This is a genomic window from Thermostichus sp. MS-CIW-30 (assembly GCF_054058015.1).
On record NZ_JBSRZW010000017.1, the window covers coordinates 37,667 to 64,657 of the forward strand.

Consider the following 26,991-nt stretch of genomic DNA (forward strand, 5'->3'; position numbering starts at 1 on the left):
GCAGGTTTTGTAGATATCGCCAAGGGGGACTTTGGTAGAATCACTCGGCTGTGCTACCACCTAGACGATCTGCAGTCTAGGCTGAGTAAAGCACCGAGACCCAAGCGTAGGCGAATGCGGCAAGCGGCGTTTCGTCTGCGGGAGAGAATCAGGAACTTGGTGGACGAGTGCCATCGCAAGGTAGCGGCGTTCCTAACGGATAACTACCGATTGATATTCCTCCCCACTTTCGAGTCAGCCAAGATGGTTGCCAAGGCAGGGAGGAAGTTTGGTAGCAAGACAGCAAGGGCGATGCTCACCTGGGCGCACTACCGGTTCAAGCAGTTCCTGAAGTTTCAAGCCAAGAAGAAAAACGTGGTTGTCGTGGAAGTATCGGAAGCGTACACCAGCAAAACCTGTACCAAGTGCGGGCACATCCACACTAAGTTGGGTGGTGCAAAGGTGTTTAGATGCCCAAAGTGCAACCATAGGCTACCACGAGATTGGCAAGGCGCTCTGGGTGTTATGCTCAGGGCTTTGCGGGATACCGCCTTTCTGTTCGGAGACGGACAGAATGCTATCGCTTCACCGTTGAGCAGTAATGCTCAGCAGTGTTCAGCGTAAATGTATCAGCCTTTCTCTGTAGACGTTCGATTGCACCTAAAAAATTGCCCCGCCCATCACCGGGCGGGGTTATTGCTGCATCCTCAGGCCAGCTTAAACTGCCTCTGGAACTTTGGCCTCTTCCGCCGCCACTTCCTGCACCACGATCTTGCCCCGGAACACCACGTAGTTGTAGATGTTGTAGGACAAGATAACCGGGATCAGAAAGCCAATAAAGGTGAGCATAAACACCAGCGAGCTGGGGGAGGCTGCCGCTTCGTAGATGGTGACGCTGGGGGGGATGATGTTGGGGAAGACCATGAACCCCAAGCCGATAAAAGAAAGCGCAAAGATCAAAAAAGTGTAAACCAAAACGCTATTTTCTTCCCGCCGGCGCAGGCTGCGCAGCAACAACGCCACCAACAAAAGTCCCAGAACTGGGATGGCAGCAAAGATGTAGAAAAGAGGGGGCGAGAAAAGCTGAGCACGCGCCTGCTCGGACATGATAGGAGTGCTGATGGTGATAAACACTGCCCCCAGTAAAGTTGTCCAGGTGGCGATGGTTGCCGTCTTGTAGTAGGTTTCCTGAAGCTCGCCGGTGGTCTTAACGATTAGGTAGGCTGAGCCGATTAACACATAGCCCTGGATCAAAGTAAGAGCCACCAACAGCGTGCGCCAGGTCAGCCAATCCCAGGGGCTGCCGGCAAAGTGGCCGGCTTCGTCCACGCGGATCCCTTCGAAGACGCTGCCCAAGGCAAATCCCTGGCCCAAGGCTGCCAAAAAGCTGCCCACTCCAAAGGCCAGGTTCCAAACCAACTTGTTGTCGGCGTTTTCCCGAAACTCGAAGGAAACGGCCCGCAAGATCAGGCCCACCACCATGATCACCAAGGGTATGTAGAGGGCATTGAGAATGGTGGCGTAGGCGAGAGGAAAAGATCCAAATAGGGATCCCCCCATCAACACCAGCCACGTCTCGTTGGCATCCCAAACATTGCCCAAGCTGGTCATGAGAATGCTGCGCCGCGTCTCGCTGGAGGCCGTCAGGGAGAGGATACCAACTCCCAGATCAAACCCGTCCAGCAGAACGTAGAGAAATAGGAATAGGCCCAGGATAAAAAACCAAACCTGGGGCAGAAACCGCTGTAAAGGCTCAAAAGATTCCATCGCTGTTCCCTCTGCTTTGAGTATTTCTGACCAGTGCGAGACAGTTCCCGATGGCGATCCCCAGTCCCTCTCCCTCTAGGGAAGGGAAGTTGGGAGTTGACGTAGCGAAGGGTTTCACTGCTGTGGGGAATGGGCCTGCTACGTTGCCCTGTTGCTACTTGGAGTCACCAGTTAGATGGCTACCAAACTGCTGCTACCGAGCTTCTGCAGGACGGCGATCTGGCTCGTGGCGGGCAGGCTCGACCACGATCACCGGCTGCGTTGCCGGGACAGGGGCGGGCAACTCCAGGTTTGGCCCTTCGCGGATGATGCGGCTGCCAAAGTAGAGAGCGGCAACGAAGAACACAGTGTACAACGCGGTCAGGCCAACCAGAGAAAACAGCACTTCTCCTGCCGGCAGGGGCGAAACCGATTCCACCGTGCGCAGTTGTCCATACACAATCCAGGGCTGCCGACCCACACAGCGGACGATCCAACCGGTTTCAACGGCGATGTATCCCAGGGGTGCTGCGAAGATCCAAGCTCTCATCAGCCACTTTTGCTGAGAAAGGGCCTCCACTGAGAGCTTGCCCCTCAGCCATTGCACAAGGGTAACTCCGACAAGCCCGGCTAGGAGGAGGCCAATGGCCACCATTGTCCTAAAGGAGTAGTAGATGAGGCCAACCATGTGGGGACGATTTTGGGGATCCCAGCTTTTGAGCCCTTGAATGGGTCGATCCAGCCTGGGTTTGAACTCCAGCAGATAGCCCAGCGCGCCAGGGATCTTCACCTCCCACTCGTTGCGCTCTTCGCGGTCGTTGGGCACAGCCAACAGGCTCCAGTCTGCCCGCTCGCCGGCAGGGATCGTCTCCCACTGGGCCTCCATGGCCGCCAGCTTGGCCGGCTGATAGCGATAGACTTGCTCCGCGCTCAGATGGCCGACGAACACCTGCAAAGGGGCGACCACCAGGGTCATTGCCAAGACCACTTTGAGGGAGCGGGAGAAGAACTCGCTGTGCCGCCGCTTGAGAATGTACCAGGCACTGATGCCACCGATAACAAACAAAGAGGTTTCCAAGGTGGCAAAAAACATGTGCAGAAAGCTGTTGACCATGAAGGGGTTGACAATAGCTTGCAGGTAGTCCCGCACCACAAATTTCCCATCGACGAACACGCCACCTGCCGGCGTCTGCAGCCAAGAGTTGGCCGTCAGGATCCAAAAGGTGGAGAGGTTGGCGCCAAAAGCCACCAGGATCGTCGAGATCCAGTGAATCACCGGCGGGACGCGCTCCCAGCCGAACAGCATGATCCCCAGAAAGCTGGCCTCCAGCATAAAGGCCATCGTGCCCTCAAAGCCCAGGATGGTTCCAAAAAAATCTCCCACCGCTTCGGAAAAGGGTGCCCAGTTCATGCCAAATTGAAAGGCCATTGGCAAGCCTGAGGCCACGCCAATGCCAAAGTTCAACACATAGAGTTTTGACCAGAAACGAGCGTGACGATAGTAATCTAGGTTGCGGGTTTTTAGCCAAAGCCCCTCAATAACAACAAGGTAAATGGCCATCCCCGTTGTTAAAACCGGCCACAACATGTGAAAAATGGCCGTGAGGGCAAATTGTAGCCGAGAAAGCGCGACGGTGTCTAGAAACATAATTTGTACCAAGTTTAGGTGGATTGATTCATGCAGCTTTTTCCGACAACATCTGCTGCAATTGATACAGCTACATCTCTTGCATGAAAAACATCTTGCTGACTGGCAGACATCAGATGAGGCCGGGAAAGCCGCGCTTTGTGGTTCCTTCTAACATCGAATCTTGGCTAAGACAATCGACAAGCCGTCCGACTCTAAAGGTTAATTTTAGGATTCTGTGAGATATAGACCTTTTTTTGTAATTTGGACTACAAAGCAAAAAGCCCTCTGTGAACCTAGCGGCCAAAAACTGGCAGGCCATTGACATAGGGTTCTGGTTTTCTTCGTCTTTAAACAACAAAACTGTTGTCCCAATAGATCGAGGAGCAATTCCCAGCAAGGGGCGACTTCCCGTCTACAGCGCCAGCAGACAGCTGCTGATTGTCCCCGGAGCCTGCCAGAATTGGGATCCCTGCTTGTTGGGATCGCAGTTTGCAGTGTGGGGTGGAAGATGTCGTTTATTCCGCTGGTGCGCTTTCTGGCCCAATCTGGCTTGATGCAAGAGTTGGCCGCCCGGTTGAGATCACGGCGACAGGCAGATCTGCAGGGGGCAGGGCGGATTGCCAAGGGGTTGATCGCCTCGGCTTTGGCCCAGCAGGAGGGAAGATCCCTGCTGGTGGTCACCGCCACCTTGGAGGAGGCAGGCCGCTGGACGGCGCAACTGGAGGGCATGGGCTGGGAGACGGTGCAGCTCTACCCCACCTCCGAGGCTTCCCCTTACGAACCTTTTGACCTGGAACCGGAGCTGGTGTGGGGTCAGTTTCAGGTGCTGGCCGATGGTCTCCAGGGCAGGAAGGACATGGCCATTGTAGCCACGGAGCGGGCCCTCCAACCCCACCTTCCCCCTCCAGAGGTGTTGCGGGCCTTTTGCCTCAAGCTGGAACCCGGCCTGGAGATGTCGCCGCAGCAGTTGGGGCAGCAGTTGGCTCGTCTGGGCTATCGGCGGGTAAGCCTGGTGGAAAGCGAAGGGGAGTGGAGCCAGAGAGGCGATATTCTCGACGTTTTCCCGGTGGCCTGCGAATGGCCGGTGCGCCTAGAGTGGTTTGGCAACGAGCTGGAGCGACTGCGGGAGTTTGACCCAGTCAGCCAGCGCTCCCAAGATGGGATCCCCTACGTCTGGCTGACCCCCACTGGCTACGGACCCATCCTCTGGCCAGCTCTGCACGAAAAAGCCGATCAGCTCTCCCAGGGCCTACGGCAGCAGTTGGAGCAGTCGCCGTCTCCTCCGGAGGGCTTGCGCCGTTTTCTCGGCCTGCTCTACACCCCTCCCGCCAATCTGCTCAGCTATCTGGATCCCGAGGCTTTGATCCTGATCGACGAGCCGGAGCAGTGCCAAGCCCACAGCCGGCAGTGGCTAAGCCACGCCCAGGAGCAGTGGCAGCTGGCCCGGGCCAGCGAGCCAGCTCTGGTGCCTTTCCACCGCCCCTTTGATCTCAAGGCTCCCGACTGGGATCCCTTCCCCTGCCTGTTGGCCCGCACCTTTGCCCCTGCTGGCGAAGCCGAAGCTGCCCTTGACCTAAAAAGCCGGCCTGTGCCTACTGCTCCCCACCAATTTGGATCCCTGGCCAAAACCCTGCGCGAGTACCGCAAGCAGCAGTTGCAGGTGTGGATCCTCTCTGCTCAGCCCTCCCGCACCGTAGCTCTGCTGCAGGAACACGACTGCCCCGCCCAGTACGTGCCCAATCCCAAAGACTTCCCGGCCATCGAGCGCCAGCTGCAGTCCTACACCCCGGTGGCCCTCAAGTATTCCGGCCTGGCCGAGCTGGAGGGGGTTCTCCTGCCCACCTTGGGGTGGGTGGTGCTCACCGACCGCGAGTTTTTCGGCCAGCACAGCCTGGCCACCCCTACTTATGTGCGCAAGCGCCGCCAGGCCAGCTCTCGCCAGGTGGATCCCAACCTGCTCAAGCCAGGGGATTTTGTCGTTCACAAGGCCCATGGCATTGGCCAGTTTCTGCGCTTAGAAAGCCTCACCATTGGGGGCGAAACCCGCGAGTACCTGGTTATTCAATACAGCGATGGCCTGTTGCGGGTGGCTGCCGACCAGGTCAACTCCCTTTCCCGCTACCGCGCCAGCGGGGATGGACCACCTGCCCTGCACAAGATGTCCGGCAGCACCTGGGAAAAGACCAAACAGAAGGTGAAAAAGAGCCTGCGAAAAGTGGCCTTTGACCTGCTGCAGCTCTATGCCAAACGCGCCGAACAGGAGGGCTATGCCTTCCCGCCCGATTCTCCTTGGCAACAGGAGCTGGAAGATTCTTTCCCCTATCCCCTGACGCCGGATCAACTCCGAGCTGTCCAGGAGATCAAGCGGGATATGGAATCTCCACGCCCTATGGATCGGCTGCTGTGTGGGGACGTGGGCTTTGGCAAAACAGAGGTGGCAATCCGTGCCATTTTCAAAGCCGTAACCGCCGGCAAGCAAGTAGCTCTCCTGGCGCCAACCACCATTCTTACCCAGCAGCACTACCACACCCTCAAAGAGCGCTTTGCTCCCTATCCTATTCAAGTGGGCTTGCTCAACCGCTTCCGCACCTCGGAGGAGAAAAAAGAAATCCTATCCCGTCTCAAGAGTGGCGAACTGGATGTTGTGGTGGGCACCCACCAGCTTTTGGGCAAGGATGTGCAATTTCGGGATTTAGGCCTTTTGGTTATTGACGAAGAGCAGCGCTTTGGCGTCAACCAAAAAGAGAAAATCAAACTTCTCAAAACCCAGGTGGATGTACTCACCCTCACCGCCACCCCTATTCCCCGCACTCTGTATATGGCCTTGTCGGGTTTGCGGGAAATGAGCTTGATCCAAACTCCGCCTCCTTCCCGCCGGCCTATCAAAACTCACCTTTCTCCCTACAACCCCGAAGTCATCCGCACGGCTATCCGCCAAGAGTTGGATCGCGGCGGTCAAGTCTTCTATGTCGTCAACCGCATTGAAGGCATCGAAGAAACCAGTGCCAAATTGCGGGAGTGGGTGCCCGGTGCTCGCATTGCCATTGCCCACGGGCAGATGCCGGAAGGGGAGCTAGAGGCAACGATGCTGGCTTTTAACAATGGGGAAATCGATATCCTGGTCTGCACGACGATTATCGAATCCGGTTTGGATATTCCCCGCGTCAACACCATTTTGATTGAAAATGCTCAGGAGTTTGGATTGGCTCAGCTATACCAGCTGCGGGGGCGGGTGGGCCGGGCTGGGATCCAAGCCCATGCTTGGCTGTTTTACCGAGAAGACGGGATCCTCACCGAGGAGGCCCGCAAACGCCTACAGGCCATTCAGGAATTTACCCAACTGGGATCCGGCTATCAGTTGGCAATGCGGGATATGGAAATTCGTGGCATTGGCAACCTGCTGGGAACGGAACAATCCGGGCAAGTCAATGCAGTGGGCTTCGATCTTTACCTGGAGATGCTGCAAGAGGCTATTCGAGAAATTCGCGGCCAGGAGATCCCACAGGTGGAGGACACGCAAATCGACCTGAATGTTACCGCTATGATCCCGCAAAGCTATATTCCCGACGAAGATCAAAAGATGCAGGCTTATCGACAACTGGCCGCTGCTGGCTCTCGGGTCGAGCTGTTGCAAATTGCCCAGGAATGGCAAGACCGCTTTGGCCCCCTGCCCAAGCCTACCCAGGAGCTGCTGCGGGTGATGGAGCTGAAGATCCTGGCCCGCACGCTGGGCTTTTCCCGCATTAGGCCAGCCAAGGAGCATGTCCTTTTGGAAACCCCCATGGAGGAGCCGGCTTGGAATCGCCTGAAAGAGGCTCTGCCCACTCACCTGCAGCCTCGCTTTGTCTACCAACCGGGCAAGGTGACGGTGCGAGGGCTGGGGATGGTACCGGCAGCGCAGCAACTGGAGAGCCTTTTGCAGTGGCTGGACAAGATGAGCCTGGCCCTGAGCCGGATGGAGGCTGGGATCCCAATGACCCCCTAGATCTTGCCGGATCCCTCTCGAGGCGGGCCCATGCTCTGGTGTGAGAGAGTGGAATGGCCGGCCCTCCTCTCTTCAGCGCTCCTTTTTGCATCGGCTTCGCGTTTGCATCGTGTTCGCGTCATGTAAAGTTCTAGAAGCCCACCACCTGCAGAAGACCTACCGGCAGGGGAGCAAGGAGGTGCGGGCGGTGGTGGATGTATCCCTGACGATGGCGGCAGGGGAGATCCTGGCTTTTTTGGGGCCCAACGGGGCCGGCAAGACCACCACCATTAAGATGATTGCCGGCCTGATCCAACCCGACGCGGGCACAGTGTGCGTTCTCGGACGGGATCCCCACAGGGATCCTGGCACATTGGCCCAAGTAGGGGCGGTGCTGGAAGGCAACCGCAACCTCTACTGGCGGATGACCCCCCTACAGAACCTGGAGTACTTCGGTGTGCTGCGGGGGCTATCCCCCAGAACCGCTCGGCAACGGGGGCTAGAGCTCCTGGAGACCTTTGGCCTGTGGGAAAAGCGGGATGTTGCCGTGCAAACCCTTTCGCGGGGCATGCAGCAGAAGGTGGCCATTGCCGTCGCCCTCCTGCATCAACCGGCCCTGTTGCTGCTGGATGAGCCCACCCTGGGGTTGGATGTGGAATCGGCGCAAGCGGTGAAATCCCTGATCCGCCAAATTGCCGCTTCGGGTCGAGCCATCTTGCTCACCACCCATCAACTGGATATTGCGGAAGCGCTCTCGGATCAGGTAGCCGTTATTCGACAAGGGGTGATCATCGCCCAAGCCCCCACGGGAGAGTTGATCCGGCACTTTGCCGGCGCCGTCGGTACTTACCGGATCGAGCTGGAACAGGGGCTGGATCCCTGGAGGGTTGAACAACTGGCCCGCCAAGGGGTGGAGATTCTCGGATCCCATCGGGTGCGGTTCAGCGGCCCGCCAGAGATGCTCTATCAGGTGCTGGAGATCTTGAAGCCTTTGCCCTTGCTCAGCCTCAAACGAGAGGAAGCCGATCTCACCCATATTTTCCTCGAGTTGTTGAAAAGGGGAGAGGGGCAAGGATGATGCCGGTGATACACCTGTTTTGGGCTGAACTAAAGCGGGCCTGGATCCAGTACATTCGCTATCCGGCGGAGGCCCTGGGCGGGATCCTGATCACCACGTTCTTCTTCTATGCCCTCTTTGCCGGCGCCCAATATGTGGCAGGGCCTGCCTCCCAATTTGGCGAACGGTTGGATGCGGTCGTGATTGGCTATGTGCTCTGGACGCTGGTCATTTTTGTGGTCAACGATATTGCCCTTAACCTGCAGGTGGAAGCCCAGACGGGGACGCTAGAGCAGGTGCTGCTTTCGCCCTTTTCCGCGGCCACCCTGTTTCTGGCACGGGCTTGTGCCAGCTTGGTGTTGCGCTTTTCCATTGTCGTCGTCATTCTGGGCGTCATCTTATTGCTGACGGGCAGCCGGTTGCGGTTTCCCCCTGCTCTGGTGTTGCCTTTGGTGAGCGTGGTGCTGGGGGCCTACGGCTTCTCGTTTTTGCTGGGATCCGCTGCTCTAATTTGGAAGCGAATTCAGCAGCTTTTGATCATCAGCCAATTCGGCCTGCTTTTCCTGTTGGCTGCTCCCACGGAAGAATGGCCGGGATCCCTGAAGGGGCTGGGGCAGATGCTACCCATGACAGCGGGGGCGGGGCTGCTGCGAGACGTGATGGTGCGGGAGGCGGGCTTGGATCCCGTGCGCTTGGCCATGGCTCTAGCCAGCGGCGTTTTCTACTTCGGCCTGGGCTTGCTGACCTTTCGCCGGGCAATGCGGCTAGCCAAACGTCAAGGGATCCTGGGATCCCAGTAGAGGTCTGCAGGAGGGCATCTAGAGCGAACGTTGGTCGGGGGAGCGGTGCAGCAGGTGAGGGAAGTGGTATTCTACCGCTCCAGTGACCGGGTTGTTTTCGGGGAAAGCCATGCTCCGCCGGCTCAGCTCTTGCAGCGCCTTTTCAATTTCGTCAAAGTCGGCAGGTAAGTCGATAGCTATCTCCGCAAGAGTGAGGATCCCTTGCCGCTGTTGGGCTAGCCGCAGGATCTCCCGCATCAGAGCTTGACCTTTCAAGGGCTGAGAAGGCGCTGAAACGGCCTTTGCAGGCGTTGGGGAAGGCTGGGATCCCTGTAGAACTGCCAGTTTGAAGTTGTGATTTTCCACCATGCCTGGGATCAAAAACAGGTCAATTAACTGGCCAAAGCCCAGCAGGCCAAAGGTGAACAGCCAGAGGATGCCTGTTCCAGTCTTGCCCAGGTAGAAGCGATGGACGCCACAGATCCCGAAGATGCCCAACGCCCAGAGGATATAGGCAGTACCGACAGACTTGGGTTCAGCGGGGGGCAGCAGGTAGCGAGAACTCATGGAGATTTGACGAGATAACTCCGAGCGGGTACTTCCAGTTTGTCATCTTCTGGCCTGGACGGGCAGAAGAGAACCGGCGTGATCTCTGCAAGCAAGCTGGGATCCCTTCTACGCTCTTGTCTGAGGGAGGGCAGCCTCAACGGGAAAACAACCGGAATAATGAGATCCAAGTCCCCCAGGCTCAAAGAACTCCGTCTCCCGCTCACGCAAGCAGTGGACATGCCTATAGAAGGCAAGGGAAAGTCGATGTTTGAGCCAATTTTAATCGGGTTGAGCGCTGTGCTCTGGGGCCTCCTCTGGGGCTACGCTACACTGCTGGTTGTGCTGGTGAACTTTAAGGAGCAAGGATCGGTTTACGCCTACCCTATGCAGGCGGTGCTGGATCGCTTTGTCGAATCCTTGGGGCTGGGCTGGCTTAAGGATCTGCATGCCCTGCAACTGAGGCCGCTGCGCCGGATCAGCTATGCTCTGTTTGGTGCCGTCACCCTAGGGGTGGCTTTCATGCTCTGGGTGTTGGGGTGAGGCGATGACCAGATCGACAGGCGCATTCCCGCAGCAACTGCAAATGCGTTAACCCAACCCGAGTTCTCGACAGGCTCATAATGACCGCTGCCCAACTGGTTGCTATTCTCTCCACTGCCATTGCCACCGCCACACCGTTGGTCTTTGCCTGCATAGGGGAAACCATTACCGAGCGGGCAGGGGTGATCAACCTCTCCGCAGAGGGGACGATCATGCTGGCCGCCATGGTTGGGTTCGCCGTGGCCAAGCTGACGGGAAGCTTGGTATTGGGCTTTTTGGCTGCCGCCGCGGTGGGAGCGCTGTTTGCTGGGATCGTGGCCTTTGGCTCGCTGACCCTGAAGGGATCCCAAATTGCCATTGGTTTCGTCTTGACCCTATTGGGGGCGGATTTGTCTTCCTTTTTGGGCAATCCGTTCGTGCGGATCCCAGGGCCAACGGTGCCCAGCCTGCCCATCCCCTTCCTGAGAGAGGTGCCGCTGCTGGGGCCACTCCTGTTCCAAGGGGATCTGTTGCTGTACGCCAGCTACGCGCTCATCGGGGGAACTTGGTTCTTTTTGTATCGCACTCAGCCTGGCCTGATGTTGCGGGCCATGGGAGAACAGCCGGCAGCAGCCTTTGCCCGCGGCACCGATGTCATTTTCTGGCGCTATGTTTACACCCTTGTGGGGGGATCCCTATTGGGCTTGGCGGGGGCTGCCTTTTCTCTGGATTTCAAGGCCGGCTGGAGCCACCGACATACAGCAGGGTATGGCTGGATTGCCTTGGCCATCGTCATCTTCGGCGGCTGGAACCCCTTGCGGGTAGCTCTGGGGGCCTACCTGTTCGGCATTTTGCAGTCCTTTGCCGGAGTTGCCCAGACTACCATCCGCGCCGTGCCCACCCAAGTTTTTACGGTGGCTCCCTTTGTGTTGATGATTTTGGTGTTGGTGCTCACTTCTGGGGAATGGTGGGAGTACGGCTTGCGCGGGATCCCACCTCGGCTGCGGCGCTGGATCCAGCAGGCGGTGAAGGCCACTCCGCCGGCAGCTCTGGGGCAGCCGTTTGAACCGGGCTAGAGGGGATCCCTCCTCAGCAAGGGGGAATCTGAAAGCGCTAGAAAATAGCCTGCAGTTTTTTAAGGCAAGCCTGGATCTGCGCCATCTCCGAGGGATCCAGCTTTTGGAAGCGCTCTTTCAAGTAGGCGACGTGGGCCGGGAAAATTTCCTCAAACAGTTTTTCCCCCGCTTCTGTCAGCACGACCTTAAAGCAGCGTCGGTTTTCCGGGGGCACTTCCCGGCGCACCAGCCCTTTTTGTTCCAGGCGATCCACAATGCCGGTCAGTGTCCCTTTGGTCACCAGCGTTTTTTGGGCCAAGACATTCATGGTCATCCCAGGGGTATTGCCAAGGGTAACCAACACATCGAATTGGGGGGCCGTCAGCCCCATTTGCCGAATGTGAACCCCGGCGTAATTTTCAAAAGCTTGGTAGGCCCGCGCCAGATCCCGCAACAGCCCCAAAAAAGGCTCACGGGCCGCCAATACCGTCCCCCTCAGCGGAACAGAGTCCTCAGGCTTGAGAACCTCGTCGCTTTGGAGAAGGGGGGATGGAGAGGAGTCAGCGGGAGTGGGCATGGTTGAAGATCGCAGTTCGCGTTGGTGGAACAAACTCAAACCCAAAGGACAGTCTCGGCTCCATGATAGCCCACTGTAGTACAGTTCTAACGCAAAATGAACTACGTCTATCTGCTTTGCTGAGCTAGCCCCTTCGCCGTTATGTGGTTCTCATAAAAAAAGGGGATCCACTGGATGGATCCCCCGTGACGGACAGAGCTTGTGGGGCAAACACCCGCCCAAGGCAGGTGACCACAGCAGACACTAGGGCTTCAGCTCGCTGGGGATGCGCTCCCCGAAGAGCACGAAGTAGAGAATGCGGTAGATGTCTGTGTTCAGGATTCCAGTGACCGGCACTAGCTCTCGAGCGTTCAAGCCCGCAGCGCGAGCGATGACTCCACTGCCGACGTCATCTCCGGTAGCCCAAGCCACGGCAAAGGGAAAGCGCTTGCCATTTTTGTCGGGAGCGGAAATGAACGGCTTTGTGCCCGTGCCGTCCACCCCGTCAAGGGGAGCGCCGCTTTCGTCAGTGGGCGGCAGAGGATTATCGGCAGACTCGACATCCACCAGCTGCATGCCACCGGCATTGCTGTCGCTGGTGGTAATCATGAAGGTCTTGGGATTCTTCTCGATAAAGTTGAGAATCACCCCGATGGCATCGTCGGCCCGCTTCATGGCCTCCAGGCAGCCAGAGGCATTGAGGTTGTTGCACATGTTATCAGTGCCCTCTTCTTCGATGACGGCGAAGAAGCCCTTAGGATTGCGGGAGATCCGCGCCAGGGCAAATTCGGTCATCTCGGCAATGGTGGGGGCGCTGGCGATGTAGTTGGGCAAGTTTTCTTTCCGCAACTCTTCTTCAGGCTTGTCGTAGAAGGTGTCCTCGACGTTGAACACCCCCAAAACCTTGGAGACATCTGCCGGCAGCTTGAGCAGCTCGTCGCGGGTGTAGACAACGGCGTACCCCTTTTTCTTGGCCTCCTCAATCAGGTTGCGGCCATCCTTGCGCTTCCCTTTGCCAAAGCGGCCCTGGACACCTTCCGGCAGCAGCCATTCCTCGCCAGCGCCGAGGATGATGTCTACCCCTGACTCCACCACCTGCAGGGTAATCTCCTCATAGTCGCTGCGCTTGGCAGCTTTGGCAACGAAGGCAGCCGTCCCCGGCTCAATGATGGATCCCGTTTGCACCAGAGCCGTACCCAAGCCTGCCGCCACGGCATCTTCCATGATCGTGTTCAGGGTGCCGTTGGCAGAGGGGTACTCTTTGCCGTCCGGATCCAACCCAAAGCTCTTGGCGTGGACACGAGTTCCTGTGGCATGGGTCACCGCTCCGGCGTTGGAAGTTCCCCCAAGCTGGTCGAAAAGGTGCCCGCGATAGGGGGCAATCACGGGGAGACGATCCCAGTTCAGAAAGCCATCGGGGCCGTAGTGGAGAATGCGCGTAATGTCCCAGTGGGAAGCTGAGGTTCCATCTGGGTGAAAGAAGATTGCACCGTTGCCGGTTGGCTTAGGCGCCGCTTGAGCCACACTAGAGGAAAAAACTGACGAGGACAGCAGACACAAAGTTGCAGCCAAAGCCGCCCTCAAAGAATAGCTACGCATAGCTAACACGCCCTTGCTCGTTCAAAAACGTAACACAGCTTCAGATGAGTTTGCAAGGGCATAGGAATGCAGCAGCGCGAAACGTGCCTGAAGCGAGTGCGCCACTGAGCGATTTCCCCGTCTGACAGTGCAGCTTACGGGGTATATAACTAACGTTAACTATCTCTTAACTGTCTCATAACTGTCAAGGCTTCTCGCAGGGCTTTTGGGGTACCTGTTCTAAGGCGCAGCCGTCCCTCTGGTCAAGTGGCTCTTCTGGAGGTGATGGCGGGGTTTTTGGCCAGTGGCTGCCATGCTTGCCTAAGCTGTCTGAGTTGCTGCTGCCAGCGCTGCAGTTCCCCCACCTCCAACGGGATCCCACCGAAGCGCACCTCCATGTAGCGCTCCAAGAACCGGATGGCCAACTGGGCTTGTGGCAAATCGGAGTGGCGCAGGTGCTCAACCCGTTGCGCTGGCCCCAAGTGCTCCGGGATCCCCACTGCTGTCGAAGCCTCCCGCAGTTGCAGGTACAGCTTTGAGATCGCCTGTCGCCGGTGCTGGGATCTGGGCAGAGCTGCCGGACTCCAGCGCACCAGAGCAAAGGTCAGCCCTGGCAGCAGGATCCCTACCATCCAGGTAGGCCATGCGGGGGGCGGCTGCCACAGGGATCCCAGCAAAACCCCATTGCCGGCAGTGGCCAACAGAATCCACCCCCCATCCTGCCAGCGCAAAGCCCGATAGCGGCGGCGGCGACCCCAATAGGCCATGGATCCGGTGATCAAAACCACCCCCAACACCGGCAGGCCATTCTGCTGCAACGTTTGCCCCAAGGCAACCAGGCTGCGACGGAAGCCAGCACCGACATCCTCTCGATCCGGAGAGGCGGCTACAGCGCTGGCCATCTCCTGAATCTGCCGCCAGATCTGCTGCTGGGTGGATAGGTCGTACTGGATGACGTACTTAAACCAGCGGAAGCGCAAGCTGTCGTAGAAATCTTGAAGGGGATCCCACCAGGTTTCCCGCCGGCTGACATTGGCCTCTGCCGGTGTGGCATCGAAAATGATCCACCCGTAGGAGCCAAAGGGGATCTCCGTCCAGGAATGGGCGTCGGCATTGCGTACTGCCAGATAATTTTCCTGCGCCACCCAGCGCCCGCCCAAAAAGCCATTCACCATCCGGGCCGGGATGCCAATGCTGCGGGCCAGTATCGTCAGGGCTGTGGCGAAATATTCGCAGTGGCCCCGCCGATGGGTGAACAGAAAGGCTTCCAAAGGCGGTTCAGGGCCGGGATCCGGCAGATCGGTGGTATAGGCGTAGTTCTCCAGCAGGTAGTTCTGCAAAGCCGTCACCTTGCCAAAGACATCGGGGATCCCAGCGGTAACGTCTTCAGCCAAGGCGGGAATGCGCGGATCCAGGTCTGCTGGCAACTGCAGATAGGCTGCCTGTTGGACTGGGTCGAGGGCATTGAGCAGCTCTGCGTGGCTCAGCCGGCGCAAGCGCGGGCCCAACTCCCTTGGGATCCGGCTCCGGGCACGGTAGAGATGGGGCACCTGCCGAGGCAGAGAATGGCCAACATCTCCGGTCTCGCTCAGGATGAGGCGGCGATTCTGCCGTTGCCAAGCTTGTTGCACCGTCGCTGCTCCGCCCCGCTCCAGCCATTCCATCTCCACCAGCGGGGCCACCCCAAAAACGGTGTTGGTGACCAGCGGCTCCAGATAGATGAGCTGCTCCAAGGGGAGAAGCAGCAGGTCGGGAGCAGTGGGGATCAAGCTGGAGGCAGAGAGATCAAATACCCCTGCTGCGTTGGGGAAAATGGGGATGAAGCGGTCTAGCGTTCGCGACCAGGCCCGTCCATCGTAGCGATCGAAGCTGATCCCGCGCCAGTAGAGGGACTCCACACGGGGCGGCACCCCTGCCGGAAATTCCACCCGCATGACAACGGTGTTATCGGTTTTGAGGGTGCCGAATGCTCCCAGGCTGACTTCCTCGGCAAAGCCAGTGGTCATCACCGGCGAGCGGGCCTGGCGACCCAGAATTCCTAAACTGACCCGCGGGAACAAGAAAAACAAAGCCACGGACAGGATCACCGCCAGCAAAGCCAGGGATCCGAGAAAGCCCAAAAAGTTGAGGTTGATGCCACGGGTTTGGCTGGCTGCCTGCGGGTGCTGCTCTGCTTGCAGGCGCAGGTGGTAAAGGGTGAGGTTGATTAGCCCTACCCCCACGTACAGCAAAAACAGCAGCCCAAAGCTGATGTCTTCGTTGAACAGAGTGGCAATGGCCATCAGCAGCAGAGACAGCACCGCCAACTGAATGTGATCCGCCGCCCGTTCCCGCTGAAACAGCTTGGCCCCTGTTAGGTAAAGCACCAAGCCAATGGCCCCATCGGAAAAGGCAAGGATCCCGGAGATGACCAAAGCCAGCAGGCTGAGCAACACCGCCACCGTCAGAGGCATCCACAGAGGGGCATAGCGGGCAAAAGCAATCCTTGGCGGCTCCCAAAACCAACTGCAGGCCCCCGCTGCCAAACAGACACCAATCACCGGTGGCGACAGAGCCTGATCCCCCAGACAAAGGGCCGTGAAGGCGATCCCCACCAACAGGTAAACAAACACCTTTTGAACGGATGGCAGTGTCCAGGTCATGGCCCTTGGGATTCAATCCTTTCCAGCATAGCCAAGTCTTTTTTGCTACCGGTTTGCCCTCCCTGGGATCCCCTTTTGGACAAAGCGAAGGGCATTAGAATCGTTAGCTAAGAATCGTTAAGATTTTGTTACTCGCCGGTCTCGACGGGATACCTGTGACACGCTGCGCGAAAAGGTGGTGAGATGTCCAGCCAAAACGAAATTCATGTGGTGGGGGCGCGGCAGCACAACCTCAAGAATGTCAACCTGCGGATCCCGCGGGATCGCCTGGTGGTGTTCACCGGCGTCTCCGGCTCTGGCAAATCTTCTTTGGCCTTTGACACCATTTTTGCCGAAGGGCAGCGGCGCTATGTGGAATCCCTCAGCGCCTATGCGCGGCAGTTTTTGGGGCAACTGGACAAGCCGGATGTGGATCGCATCGAAGGGCTGAGTCCGGCCATCTCCATCGATCAAAAGTCCACCAGCCACAACCCCCGCTCGACGGTTGGCACCGTTACCGAAATCTACGACTACCTGCGGCTTCTGTATGGGCGAGCTGGGATCCCTCACTGTCCCCATTGCAACCGGGTGATCGCCCCGCAGACGGTGGATCAGATTGTGGATCAGATCATGGCTCTGCCGGATCGGACGCGGTTTCAGTTGCTTTCGCCGGTGGTGAAGGGGAAAAAGGGCACCCATGCCAACCTGTTGCAAAGCTTGCGCCAGCAAGGGTTTGTGCGCGTGCGCATCGACGGCCAGGTGCGGGATCTGAGCGAGGAGATCGAGTTAGCCAAAAACAAAACCCACACCCTTGAGGTTGTGGTGGATCGGCTGGTCAAGAGCCCCGACATAGCGGAGCGACTGGCCGATTCTCTGGCAACCTGCCTGCGCCAGTCGGGAGGAATTGCGGTGGTGGAGCTGCTGCCGCGGGAAGAGGAGCGAGAACAGCTGCTGCAAAAGGTGGCCGAGTCGGCGGGGCAATACCTGAACAGCAAGCCAACGGAGCTGATTTTTTCTGAGCAATTTGCCTGCCCGGAGCACGGTTCGGTGATGGGCGAGCTGTCGCCGCGCCTGTTTTCCTTCAACTCGCCGATTGGGGCCTGTCCTGTCTGCCACGGGCTGGGTTTTGAGCCCATCTTCGACCCCGAGCGGATCGTGCCCGATCCCAAGCTCCCCTTGTACGCGGCCATCGCCCCTTGGGCAGAGCGGGAGAACCCCTACTATCTGGCTTTGTTGGCGGGAGCCGCCAAGGCTTTTGGCTTTGACCTCAGCAGCCGCTGGTGTGATCTCACCCCCCAGCAACAGCAGATCATCCTCTACGGCGCCGACCAGGAGGTCTACATCGCCGAGGCGGAATCTCAGTACCGAGGCCGGGGGTACTATCGCCGCTATGAGGGGGTGATTCCCCAATTGCAGCGGCACTACCAGGAAACCACTTCCGAAATCTATCGGCAAAAGCTGGAAGCCTACCTCACCTACCGTCCCTGTTCCGCCTGTGGGGGATCCCGTCTCAAGCCGGAAGCTCTGGCCGTGCGCATCGGCGGCTACCGCATTACCGATCTCACCGAGATCTCCATCCGCGACTGCCTGCACCGCCTGGAGCAGTTGAAACTTACCCCGCGACAAGTGCAGATCGGCGAGCTGGTGCTGCGGGAGATCAAAACCCGGCTGCAGTTTTTGGTGGATGTGGGCCTGGACTACCTAACGCTGGCCCGCCCGGCCATGACCCTCTCTGGGGGCGAGGCGCAGCGGATCCGGCTGGCCAGCCAGATGGGCTCCGGCTTGACGGGGGTGCTCTACGTGTTGGACGAACCCTCGATTGGCCTCCACCAGCGGGACAACGAGCGCCTGTTGCAAACCCTGTTTCGCCTGCGAGATCTGGGCAACACCCTGATCGTGGTGGAACACGACGAAGAAACCATCCGTGCCGCCGACCACATCGTCGATATCGGCCCTGGGGCCGGCATCCACGGGGGGGAAGTGGTGGTGCAGGGATCCCTGGCGGACATCATGGCCTGCGAGCGCTCCATCACCGGAGCTTATCTTTCGGGGCGGCTGCGGATCCCTACCCCTGCGCAGCGGCGGGCTGGGAAAGCGGTTGCCCTCAGGCTCACCAATGCCCACAAAAACAACCTCAAGCACATCGATGTGGAGATCCCTCTGGGCAAGTTGGTCTGTGTTACAGGCGTCTCCGGCTCCGGCAAATCCACCTTGGTCAACGAATTGCTCTACCCTGCCCTGCAGCACCATCTTGGACACAAGGTGCCCCAACCCGCGGAGATGGGAGAACTTGAGGGCATCGAACACATCGACAAGGTGATCGTCATCGACCAATCTCCCATTGGCCGTACCCCCCGCTCCAACCCTGCCACCTACACGGGTTTGTTTGATCCCATCCGCCAAACCTTTGCCCAAACCTTGGATGCCAAGGCCAGAGGCTACCCATCCGGCCACTTTTCCTTCAATGTCAAGGGGGGGCGCTGTGAAGCCTGCAAAGGGCAGGGGGTGAACGTGATTGAAATGAACTTCCTGCCCGATGTGTACGTCACCTGCGAAGTCTGCGGGGGCAGCCGTTACAGCCGCGAAACCCTGCAGGTCAGGTACAAGGGCAAGAACATCGCCGAAGTCCTGGATATGACGGTGGGGGAGGCGCTGGAGTTTTTCGCTGCCCTGCCTCCTGCCGCCAAGATCCTGCAGACCTTGGCCGATGTGGGCCTCGATTACATCAAGCTGGGCCAGCCAGCTTCTACCCTCTCCGGTGGGGAAGCGCAACGGGTCAAGCTGGCCGCAGAACTGGCCCGCCGCTCCACCGGCAAAACCCTCTATCTGCTGGATGAGCCCTCCACCGGCTTGTCTTTTTACGATGTCCACAAGCTCTTGAACGTCCTGCAACGGCTGGTGGATACAGGCAACACCGTGCTGGTGATCGAGCATAACCTGGACATTCTCCGCTGTGCTGATTGGATTATTGACTTGGGGCCAGAGGGCGGCGACCGCGGCGGCCAGATCATCGCCGTTGGCACTCCAGAACAGGTGGCTGAGCACCCCGGATCCCATACAGGGCGATATTTGAAGCAGGTTTTGCAACAACATCCCCCAGGTCGCTGAGCAACTCAGCCTGCTCCAGGGAGAAAGTTGACCGAAAGCGGCTGTCGGGATCCCCTTTCGCTTTTTGCTCTGCTCACCTCAGCCATGGCGGTGGAGGACTGATGCGGCGAGGACTCTATCCCACCCAGGCGCTCCGCACCGTGAACGCAAGGGTGAACGGTTAGCCTGAGTCTCACGTCGCTATGGCATGATGGGTCGGAAGGAAAAGGTTCGCACTCTCCCCATGGTAGGGCAGACCCTGGGTGGCCGCTATCAGATCTTGGAAGCACTGGGATCCAGCGGACAAACCTACTTGGCACAGGATAGCCATCATCCTGAGCGGCTTCGGGTGGTGCTCAAACGCTGGCAGGCCGGCCAAAATGCTCCGCACCGCGAACACAGTGAGGACTCCGCCTCGCTACGGCATCTCTTTCAGCAAGAAGTGGCGCTGCGGGAGCACCTGGGATCCCACGAGGGTATCCCCCGCCTGTTGGCCTGCTTTGAGCAAGAGGGGGAGTTTTATTGGGTGGAAGAATGGGTTGAAGGGCCCACCCTGGAACAAGCTCTATTGCTAGGTAACGCAACCGAGAGGGGCCAGCTAACGACTCCGTCCCGCCAAATGCACTGCCATTGGGGGCACGACTGGACAGAGGCTGAGGTACGAGCCTTGTTGCAGGATGTGCTGCAAACCTTGGCCTTCCTGAATGGGGAAGGGGTGAGCTGCTGCAACCTGCAGCCCTCTCGCTTGATCTACCGTCAGGCGGATGGCCGATGGGTGTTGTTGAAGTGGGGGGGTGAGGAACAGGGTCTGGCTTTTTCCGGCTCTGGCTTCGGGAACCCCTATGGCCCCAGGCATTGCAGCGACCTCTATGCTCTTGGGCTGATTGCCCTGCAGGCCCTCTGCGGGATCCCGCCCCAGAAGCTGTTTCGCGACCCGTTGACGGGGGAGTTGCGCTGGCACGATCTGGCCTCTACTAGCGCTCCTTTTGCTGCTTTTCTGGATCGTTTGGTGAGCTGCAACCCACAACAGTGCTTTCCTTCAGCAACAGCAGCTCTGGCCGCTTTGCAGGCTTTGCCTCCCGCCGAGAGCCCCCCTGCCGCCGAACTCCTGTCCCAGCCCAGCCCTGTCGCCGCCGAGCCCTTACAGGAGCCAACCACCCCACCGCGTTCTCCGGTATCGCTGCGGGCGCGTCCCCGGATCCCACCGGTTTGGGCAGGAGGCAGCTTGGCGGCTTTGCTGGCGTTGACGGTGGCAGGGGTATGGCAGATGAGGGCGAACCTTGGCCTGCGGGGGGAGCCCAAGGATTCTGTCCCCCTCACGAGAACGGGATCCTCTGGCCCGGCAAAGCGCAACGGCCTGGGACTCCGTCCTACTCGCGAGAACGGTTCTCATGCCTCCGTCCCCACCGCTGTCACGGTCGCGGAAGCGTCGCGTAGCGATAACGACCCGGCAGACTGGGCCAAGTCTTTGCAGCTCAAGGCTACGCTGGAAGGCCCTGTCGCCGTCACTGCTCTGGCCATCAGCCCGGATGGAAATCTCCTTGCTGCCGGGGGAGACGACGGCGTGATCCGGCTTTGGGATCCCCAGGCTGGCCAACTGCTCCAGAGCTGGGCAGGCCACGAGGGATCCGTTGAGGCACTGGCCATCAGCCCAGATGGTACCTTTTTGGTGAGTGGGGGGGCAGACAAGACGGTACGGGTCTGGGATCTGGCGACCCTGGGGGATCCGGCTCTCTCGCCTGGGGATGTGCTGGCGCGGCTGCAGTTGCAAGGGCACACCGGGTTGATCAACAGTGTCGCCATTAGCCCCGATGGTCGTTGGATTGCCAGTGGCAGCGCCGACCGCACCATCCGCCTTTGGCAGGCCGACAACGGCCAGTTGATCCGCACCCTGGCGCCTCCCACTGCTGCCGCCCAGGAGACCCCTCAGAGGGCTGGCATTACAGCGGTGGCCTTTGGCCCAAGACCCACCCGTATGGATACTTCCCGCCAGTCTGAAGGGATCCCCCCTTGGATCTTGGTGGCCGCCAATGGAGATCCCACCGTTCACCTTTGGGATCCTGGCAGCGGGGCCTTGCTGGAAACCCTAAAGGCCGACTACCCCATCGAGCAGGTGCTTCTGAGCCCAGATGGCCGCTATTTGCTCGCTGGCAGTACCGGTGGCATCTTGGTCTGGAACTTGGGCACGGGATCCTTGGAGCGCACCTTGCCCCAGACTTTGTCCGGCTTGGCCGCCCTTGCCCTCAGCCCTGATGGCCGCTTGCTCGCCAGCGGCACCGATTACCGCGCTCACCAGATCAAGCTCTGGGATCTGCGCAGCGGAGAACAGTTGCGCACCCTGGGCGGCCAGACTTGGATGGTGAGCGTCTTGCTGTTTGGCCCCGGTCGCGGAAGCGTCGCGCAGCGATATGGGCAGACCCTTCTCAGTGGTGGCGCCGATGGCTCAATTCGCATTTGGGGGCCAGCCGACCCAGCTCAGCCCTAGTGGGATCCAAGCAGATAAAATACTCGACGAAGAAGGGATCCCGGCAGAGCATGGGCAAAGTTGTCATCATTGGGGCGGGGCTGGCCGGCTTGGCTTGCGCCAAAGTGCTGAGCCAGGCGGGGTGGAGGGATGTCCTGGTTCTGGAAAAAAGCGATGGCCCTGGGGGGCGGGTGCGTACCGACAAGGTGGATGGCTTTCGCCTGGATCGCGGCTTTCAGGTGCTGTTCACCGCCTATCCCAAAGTGCGACAGCATTTGGATCTGGGCAAGCTCGATCCCCGTCCCTACCGGCCCGGCGCTATTTTGGCTCAACCCGGTCGCTGCTGGCTGTTGGGGGATCCCCTACGGGATCTGTCCAGCCTTCTCCCCTCTTTGCTCAACCCCTTGGCCAGCTTTGGGGACAAGCTCAAGGTGCTGCAATTGCGATCCGAGCTGGCGCGCCGCAGCCCGGAGCAGGTTTTTCAAGAAGGGCTAGGGGGATCCGATTGCTCGCTGCGGGAGTTTCTGGAGCAGTACGGCTTTTCCCAACAGATCTGCCAGCACTTTTTCTACCCCTTTTTCCGCGGGATCCTTCTAGATCCGGATCTGGGCAGTAGCGCCCGCCTCTTTGCCTTTTATTTCAAGATGATGGCCGAGGGATCCATTGTCACCCCGGCCTTGGGCATGGGAGAACTGGCCCGACAACTGGCCGGTCACCTGTCCCCCGAACAGATTCGCTACCAAACCCCGGTGGAGCGCATCCTGGTCGAGGAAGGGAGAGTGCGCGGGATCCGCACCGCCAAGGGTGAAGAGATCCCTGCCGAGTGGGTAGTTTGTGCTACTGATGCCCCTCAGGCACGGGCCTGGCAGGCGGAGCTGTGCCCTCAAGCCCCCACCCCCATTCCCACCCAGGGGCGAGCGGTGACCTGTCTCTACTTCTGCGCCCCCTTTTCCCTCAGCCGCGGCGCCTACTTGTACCTCAACGCCACCGGCCAGGGCTGGATCAACCATTGGGTCCAACTTACCCGTATCAGCCCGGCGCTGGCTCCTCCTGGCCAACACCTGTATTCGGTGGTGGTGCTAGGGGATCCCCCCTTGAGGGACGAGGAACTGGCCCAAGCCTGCCGGGCCGAGCTGCAAGCTTACTTCCCGAAAGCTCCCCTAGAGCAATTTCGCCTGTTGCGGGTATACCGGATCCCTTTTGCCCAGTTTGTGCAGCCGCCCGGCTTTCAGCAGCATTTGGTTCTCACCTACAGCGGCCTGCCGGGCCTTCTCTGGGCTGGAGAATACACCCACCAGAGCAGCCTCGAGGGATCCCTGCGCAGCGGCGAACAGGCAGCGGCGTGGATTCTCCAAAAATCGGCGTAAAAAATCTGTACAAAGCAATACAGACTTTCTTGAGCCTATTCCCAGCAACAAAGCTGGGATCCCGTGGTATGAAGGGGGTGAACTTGGTCGCCCACGAGGATCCCTCTGTTATGCAGAATGTTACCCTCAACCCCTTCTCCCTTTTGCTGCGCTCGCTGGAACTGGTAGGCCCTATCTATGGGCCGCTGCTGATCCTGGCTTCTCCTGGCTTTGTCATTCTCATCGTCGCGGAGCTGATCCCGCTTGCCGGGGGGATCCTCAACTTGGCCTATGGCCTGATTGGCCTGCCCATCCTGGCAGGGGCAGCCTTTTGGCTGGTGGATCAGCACCTGAAGCGGCAAGCTCCCCTGCTGGGCAACAGCCTCAACCGAGCTGTCTCGAAGGCAGTACCTCTGGTATTCGCCAACATCCTGTTGGTGTTGATTGTCTTGCTTGGGATGCCGCTGCTTGTACTTCCCGGCATCTACTGGGGGGTAAGGCTGGCTTTCGCTCTCTGCGCGATTGTTTTGGAAGACAAAGGAGTCACAGAAGGGTTGGGCTACAGTTGGAACCTTGTCAAGGGTCGCTGGTGGGGAGTGTTTTGGGCACTTCTTATCTTTGGCCTCACGGTGGTTGTGGCATTTCTGGCCGGGATTTACATCTTTGTCTTCACGGTAGTTGTGATTTCGCCTTCCGCTGAGACCTTTTCTGACAGAATCGTGGAAGCTGGAAGCCCTGTGGCTGGGATTGCTGCCATCACGGCAGTCGTGCCTATCCTGAATGTCTACGTCGTGCTCCTGTTCCGATCCCTGCAACAATTGAAGGGGCAGGCGGCCTCCTGTTGGGGATAGCAAAAAGGGTGCTCCCCGTGCCTAGCTTTGAGATGAGAAGGGATCCCTTTTTGGGATTTCGGCTCAACCCAAGATGTCCTAGGTGAGATCCCGTGGTATGAAGGGGGTGGACTGGGCTGCCCACGAGGATCCCTCTGCCATGCAAAGCGCCACCCTTAGCCCGATTCTGCTCTTGCGGCGGTCGTTTGAGTTGGTAGGTCCCATCTACTGGCCGCTGCTGATCCTGACCTCTTCTAGCCATATCGCGTTCTTCGTTGTAGGTCTGACCTCACCTTCCCTCGGGATGATCCTCTCCTTGCTCCTCCTGGCCTGTGTCCTAGTCGGCGCGCCCATCTTGACAGGAGCAGCCTTTTGGCTGGTGGATCAGCACTTGAAGCAGCGAACTCCCTTGCTGGGCAATAGCTTGGATCAGGCTTTCTCTAAGGCAGTGCCTCTGATATTCGGCAGCCTCCTGGTGAATCTGATTTCCTCACTAGGGATGCAGCTGTTTGTGTTTCCCGGCATCTATTGCCGGGTAAGGCTAGCTTTCACCCTCTGCGCAATTGCCCTGGAGGACAAGGGTGCCACAGAAGGGTTGGGCTACAGTTGGAACCTCGTCAGGGGCCGTTGGTGGGGGGTGTTTTGGGCATTCCTGGTCGTGGTTTTGATCTTCGGCATCTCAATCCTGCTTTTGCCTTTTGTTGTGGCGATCTTGGGAGCTACCCTAGCTGCAGTTGTAACTGGGGGTAATACCGACATCATAGGACTTGCGCTTCTGGTTTGGGCGCCTGTGGTAGCTCTCTTAGCAGTTGTGGTCGGGTTTGTCGCTTTCACGGCAGTCACGCCTATCTTCAATGTCTACACGGTGCTCCTGTTCCGATCCCTGCAGCAGCTGCAAGCGCAAGCAGCGTAGTTTGGCTTGCCCTCACCCCCAATCCTTCCCCCCTGGCGAGAGGGAAGTTGCAGTTGGCCTAGGGAGAAGGGCGCTCCAGGATCCCTCCCCCCAGCAGGAGATCCCCGTGGTACCAGACGGCGGCTTGGCCAGGAGTGACCCCAAACTGCGGCTCGGCAAACTGCAGCTTTACCCGCTCTGGCGATTCCGGGATCACCATGGCGGGCACTGGGGGGGTACGGTAGCGCACCTGAACCTCAACAGCCAAGGATGCCGTCGGCGCCGGGATAGAGACCCAGTTGACTTGGCTTACCCACGCTTCAGCCTGGGTAGCCTCCTCCCGTTCCCCCACGACAACGCGGTTCATGGCCGCATCGATGCGCACCACGTAAAGCGGACGGGAAGAGGCAATCCCCAACCCCTTGCGCTGGCCCACCGTGTAGTGGTGGATGCCCTCATGGGATCCCAGCACTCGCCCCTGGGTATCGACGATTTCCCCTGGCCTTTGCCCAAGGTACTGATCCAAAAAGCTCCGCATCGAGCCATAGGTTTCAATCAAGCAGAGATCCTGGCTTTCGGGCTTATCGGCTGTAACCAGCCCGTAGCGGGCAGCCAACTGACGGGTTTGGGCCTTGGTGTACTCGCCCAAGGGGAAGAGGCTATGGGCTAGGTGCTCTTGGCTGAGGTCGTAGAGAAAATAGGACTGATCCTTCTGCCGATCTACCGCCCGCAGGAGTTGGTAACGTCCTAGCTCGGCGTTAAAGCGCACCCGTGCGTAGTGGCCGGTGGCCATCTGCGAGATGCCCAGCTTTTCGCGGGCATAGGCCAGCAGGGGGCCGAACTTCACCGTTTTGTTGCATTGGGAGCAGGGTAGAGGGGTAATGCCCTCCGCGTAGCCGGCTACCAGGTAATCGACAATGTTGGCCTGGAACAGCTCGCGGCTATCCACCACATGGTGCGGGATCCCCAGCTGCTCACAAACAGCTGCCGCATCCACCAAGCCTTCGGTACAGCACTGCCCCTTCCCCCTCATGAGCCAGAGGGTGACCCCCTCCACGGCGTAGCCCTGTTCCTGCAAAAGGGCCGCCACCGTAGAGCTATCCACACCCCCAGAAAGGGCCGCCACAATGCGGGGCCGCGACGGGGATGCAACAGGTGAAACCGATGAGTGGGGGCTGATAACCATTGAGACAAGGGATCCTAGGAAAAGAAAGGCTCAGCCGGAAACAGAGGAAGCCTCTCTCTGGGAATTGGGGAACCCGGAACAAGCTGAGCCGGGATCTTTACTTTAGCCTTCCTCAGAATTGGCTGGCCCGGATCCCTTCTCAGGGGTGGTTTCTGAGATGCCCCTTTGCCGCAAGCGCCGCAGCGAATCCAGAGCCGCCGCCGCAACGCTATCGTGGGGATCCCTGGCCAGGTAGTTGAGAGCAGAAACGCTCTTGGGGGAAGGCAAATTGCCCAAGGCCTGGGCCAGCCGCTGCCGCACCAGCCAGTCTTCTGATTGGGCAAACCGCAGGATGTGATCCAAGGCCCGCGGATCCCCCAATTCTCCCAAAGCCGCAATGGCCGCTTGCTGCAGCAACACCTCCGGCCCATCCAAGGCTCGCAGAAGCACCTCGTAAGCCCGCGGATCCTTCAAGTTCCCCAAGGCCACCGCGGCACTGAAGCGCACCAGCCATTCTACATCCTCGTAGAAAGCACGCACTAAAGCTTCAAAAGCCCGCGGATCTTCCAAGTAGCCCAGGGCACCTGCCGCGTCGGCGCGAATGCCATAATCCGGGTCTTGGGTGAGGATTTCCAGCAATTTGGGCAGACAGGCGTCCGTTTGCTTGATCCCCAGGGCAAAGACGGCAAAAGAGCGCACCTGCAGGTTCTCATCGTCGATGACCTGCAAAATCAGCGGCACCGCCTGCTCTGCCGGCACATCCCGCAACTGGGCCAAGGCCACCATCCGGTCTGCAGAACGCGGGCTGCGCAAGCGTTGAGCGATCTCCTGTAAACGGGCGGGGTTGGCGGGATCCAAAGCAGAGACAGTCATGGCGTTAACAAATATTTACAATCTTTCTTCAGTATGGCAAACGAGGCTGCGCTTGGACAGAGGTCGTCTTTGTCTGGCCCGGTCGGGATCTCTGGGGACATGGTGCCACTGTTTCGATCGACAAATCCTAGCACTGTTGTCGAGAAAAGCAGGTTGACTTGGCCCCATCCCGAAGATTTTGGATATTTTGGTGGAGAGGATACGAGGCTGATACATTTACGCTGAACACTGCTGAACATCACTGTTCAACTATGCAGCGATAGCATTCTGTTTGTTTCCAAACAGAATGGCGGTATCCCGC

General features: G+C 58.9%; 18 protein-coding genes and 1 pseudogene. 11 read left to right on the forward strand and 8 right to left on the reverse strand.

Annotated elements, in window-relative coordinates; translation table 11 throughout:
* Positions 1–603, forward strand: a pseudogene (locus ACVWXW_RS08850) (zinc ribbon domain-containing protein); the annotation flags it as partial.
* Positions 604–696: 93 nt separating this feature from the next.
* Here the strand turns inward: ACVWXW_RS08850 and cydB are convergent.
* Entirely contained in the window at positions 697–1,746 is a 1,050-nt protein-coding gene (cydB, locus tag ACVWXW_RS08855) for a cytochrome d ubiquinol oxidase subunit II (protein WP_011432837.1), read from the reverse strand.
* Between the two features lie 193 nt (positions 1,747–1,939).
* A complete protein-coding gene (locus ACVWXW_RS08860) occupies positions 1,940–3,373 on the reverse strand; it encodes a cytochrome ubiquinol oxidase subunit I (RefSeq protein WP_457403576.1) in 1,434 nt (477 codons plus the stop codon).
* 490 nt (positions 3,374–3,863) lie between these two features.
* On the opposite strand from ACVWXW_RS08860, the gene mfd reads away from it, so the two are divergent.
* The 3 genes from mfd to ACVWXW_RS08875 all read left to right on the forward strand — a co-directional run bounded on the left by mfd (position 3,864) and on the right by ACVWXW_RS08875 (position 9,176).
* Positions 3,864–7,340, forward strand: coding sequence for a transcription-repair coupling factor (mfd, locus tag ACVWXW_RS08865; protein ID WP_457403577.1), 3,477 nt, complete (start codon positions 3,864–3,866; stop codon positions 7,338–7,340).
* Between the two features lie 109 nt (positions 7,341–7,449).
* Positions 7,450–8,397 carry an ABC transporter ATP-binding protein gene (locus tag ACVWXW_RS08870; protein WP_457403578.1) on the forward strand — a complete coding sequence of 316 codons (948 nt, stop codon included), beginning with the start codon at positions 7,450–7,452 and terminating at the stop codon, positions 8,395–8,397.
* The gene (locus ACVWXW_RS08875; protein WP_457403579.1) at positions 8,394–9,176 is read left to right on the forward strand and encodes an ABC transporter permease; all 783 of its coding nucleotides are present in this window, start codon (positions 8,394–8,396) and stop codon (positions 9,174–9,176) included. Before ACVWXW_RS08870 ends, ACVWXW_RS08875 begins: the two co-directional genes overlap by 4 nt.
* Positions 9,177–9,194: 18 nt before the next feature.
* Here the strand turns inward: ACVWXW_RS08875 and ACVWXW_RS08880 are convergent, their stop codons facing one another.
* Positions 9,195–9,722 carry a TM2 domain-containing protein gene (locus tag ACVWXW_RS08880; RefSeq protein ID WP_414331507.1) on the reverse strand — a complete coding sequence of 176 codons (528 nt, stop codon included), beginning with the start codon at positions 9,720–9,722 and terminating at the stop codon, positions 9,195–9,197.
* Between the two features lie 246 nt (positions 9,723–9,968).
* Between ACVWXW_RS08880 and ACVWXW_RS08885 the strand changes: the two genes are divergently transcribed.
* Positions 9,969–10,244, forward strand: a complete 276-nt coding sequence (locus ACVWXW_RS08885; protein WP_041436392.1) for a hypothetical protein — start codon at positions 9,969–9,971, stop codon at positions 10,242–10,244.
* Positions 10,245–10,324: 80 nt separating this feature from the next.
* Entirely contained in the window at positions 10,325–11,299 is a 975-nt protein-coding gene (locus ACVWXW_RS08890) for an ABC transporter permease (protein WP_457403580.1), read from the forward strand.
* A 37-nt stretch (positions 11,300–11,336) separates the two neighbouring features.
* Here the strand turns inward: ACVWXW_RS08890 and ACVWXW_RS08895 are convergent, their stop codons facing one another.
* The 3 genes from ACVWXW_RS08895 to ACVWXW_RS08905 form a co-directional block, all read right to left on the reverse strand.
* Positions 11,337–11,762 carry a MarR family winged helix-turn-helix transcriptional regulator gene (locus ACVWXW_RS08895; RefSeq protein ID WP_011432828.1) on the reverse strand — a complete coding sequence of 142 codons (426 nt, stop codon included), beginning with the start codon at positions 11,760–11,762 and terminating at the stop codon, positions 11,337–11,339.
* A 336-nt stretch (positions 11,763–12,098) separates the two neighbouring features.
* A complete protein-coding gene (locus ACVWXW_RS08900; RefSeq protein WP_457403582.1) occupies positions 12,099–13,442 on the reverse strand; it encodes an alkaline phosphatase in 1,344 nt (447 codons plus the stop codon).
* A 233-nt stretch (positions 13,443–13,675) separates the two neighbouring features.
* On the reverse strand, positions 13,676–16,054 hold the full coding sequence (locus ACVWXW_RS08905; RefSeq protein WP_457403583.1) for a transglutaminase family protein: 2,379 nt from the start codon (positions 16,052–16,054) through the stop codon (positions 13,676–13,678).
* A gap of 183 nt (positions 16,055–16,237) precedes the next feature.
* Here ACVWXW_RS08905 and uvrA point away from each other — a divergent pair, with 183 nt between their 5' ends.
* The 5 genes from uvrA to ACVWXW_RS08930 all read left to right on the forward strand — a co-directional run bounded on the left by uvrA (position 16,238) and on the right by ACVWXW_RS08930 (position 24,673).
* A complete protein-coding gene (gene uvrA / locus ACVWXW_RS08910) occupies positions 16,238–19,141 on the forward strand; it encodes an excinuclease ABC subunit UvrA (RefSeq protein WP_457403584.1) in 2,904 nt (967 codons plus the stop codon).
* Positions 19,142–19,364: 223 nt separating this feature from the next.
* Entirely contained in the window at positions 19,365–21,605 is a 2,241-nt protein-coding gene (locus tag ACVWXW_RS08915; protein ID WP_457403585.1) for a WD40 repeat domain-containing serine/threonine-protein kinase, read from the forward strand.
* A 50-nt stretch (positions 21,606–21,655) separates the two neighbouring features.
* The gene (locus ACVWXW_RS08920) at positions 21,656–22,951 is read left to right on the forward strand and encodes an FAD-dependent oxidoreductase (RefSeq protein ID WP_457403586.1); all 1,296 of its coding nucleotides are present in this window, start codon (positions 21,656–21,658) and stop codon (positions 22,949–22,951) included.
* Positions 22,952–23,019: 68 nt separating this feature from the next.
* Entirely contained in the window at positions 23,020–23,781 is a 762-nt protein-coding gene (locus ACVWXW_RS08925) for a glycerophosphoryl diester phosphodiesterase membrane domain-containing protein (protein ID WP_457403587.1), read from the forward strand.
* An 82-nt stretch (positions 23,782–23,863) separates the two neighbouring features.
* Positions 23,864–24,673, forward strand: a complete 810-nt coding sequence (locus tag ACVWXW_RS08930; RefSeq protein WP_414343898.1) for a glycerophosphoryl diester phosphodiesterase membrane domain-containing protein — start codon at positions 23,864–23,866, stop codon at positions 24,671–24,673.
* Between the two features lie 58 nt (positions 24,674–24,731).
* Here ACVWXW_RS08930 and mnmA read toward each other — a convergent pair whose 3' ends face one another.
* The gene (gene mnmA / locus ACVWXW_RS08935) at positions 24,732–25,838 is read right to left on the reverse strand and encodes a tRNA 2-thiouridine(34) synthase MnmA (RefSeq protein ID WP_414350891.1); all 1,107 of its coding nucleotides are present in this window, start codon (positions 25,836–25,838) and stop codon (positions 24,732–24,734) included.
* Positions 25,839–25,940: 102 nt separating this feature from the next.
* Positions 25,941–26,690 carry a HEAT repeat domain-containing protein gene (locus ACVWXW_RS08940; RefSeq protein WP_414329744.1) on the reverse strand — a complete coding sequence of 250 codons (750 nt, stop codon included), beginning with the start codon at positions 26,688–26,690 and terminating at the stop codon, positions 25,941–25,943.
* Positions 26,691–26,991: the final 301 nt, after the last annotated feature.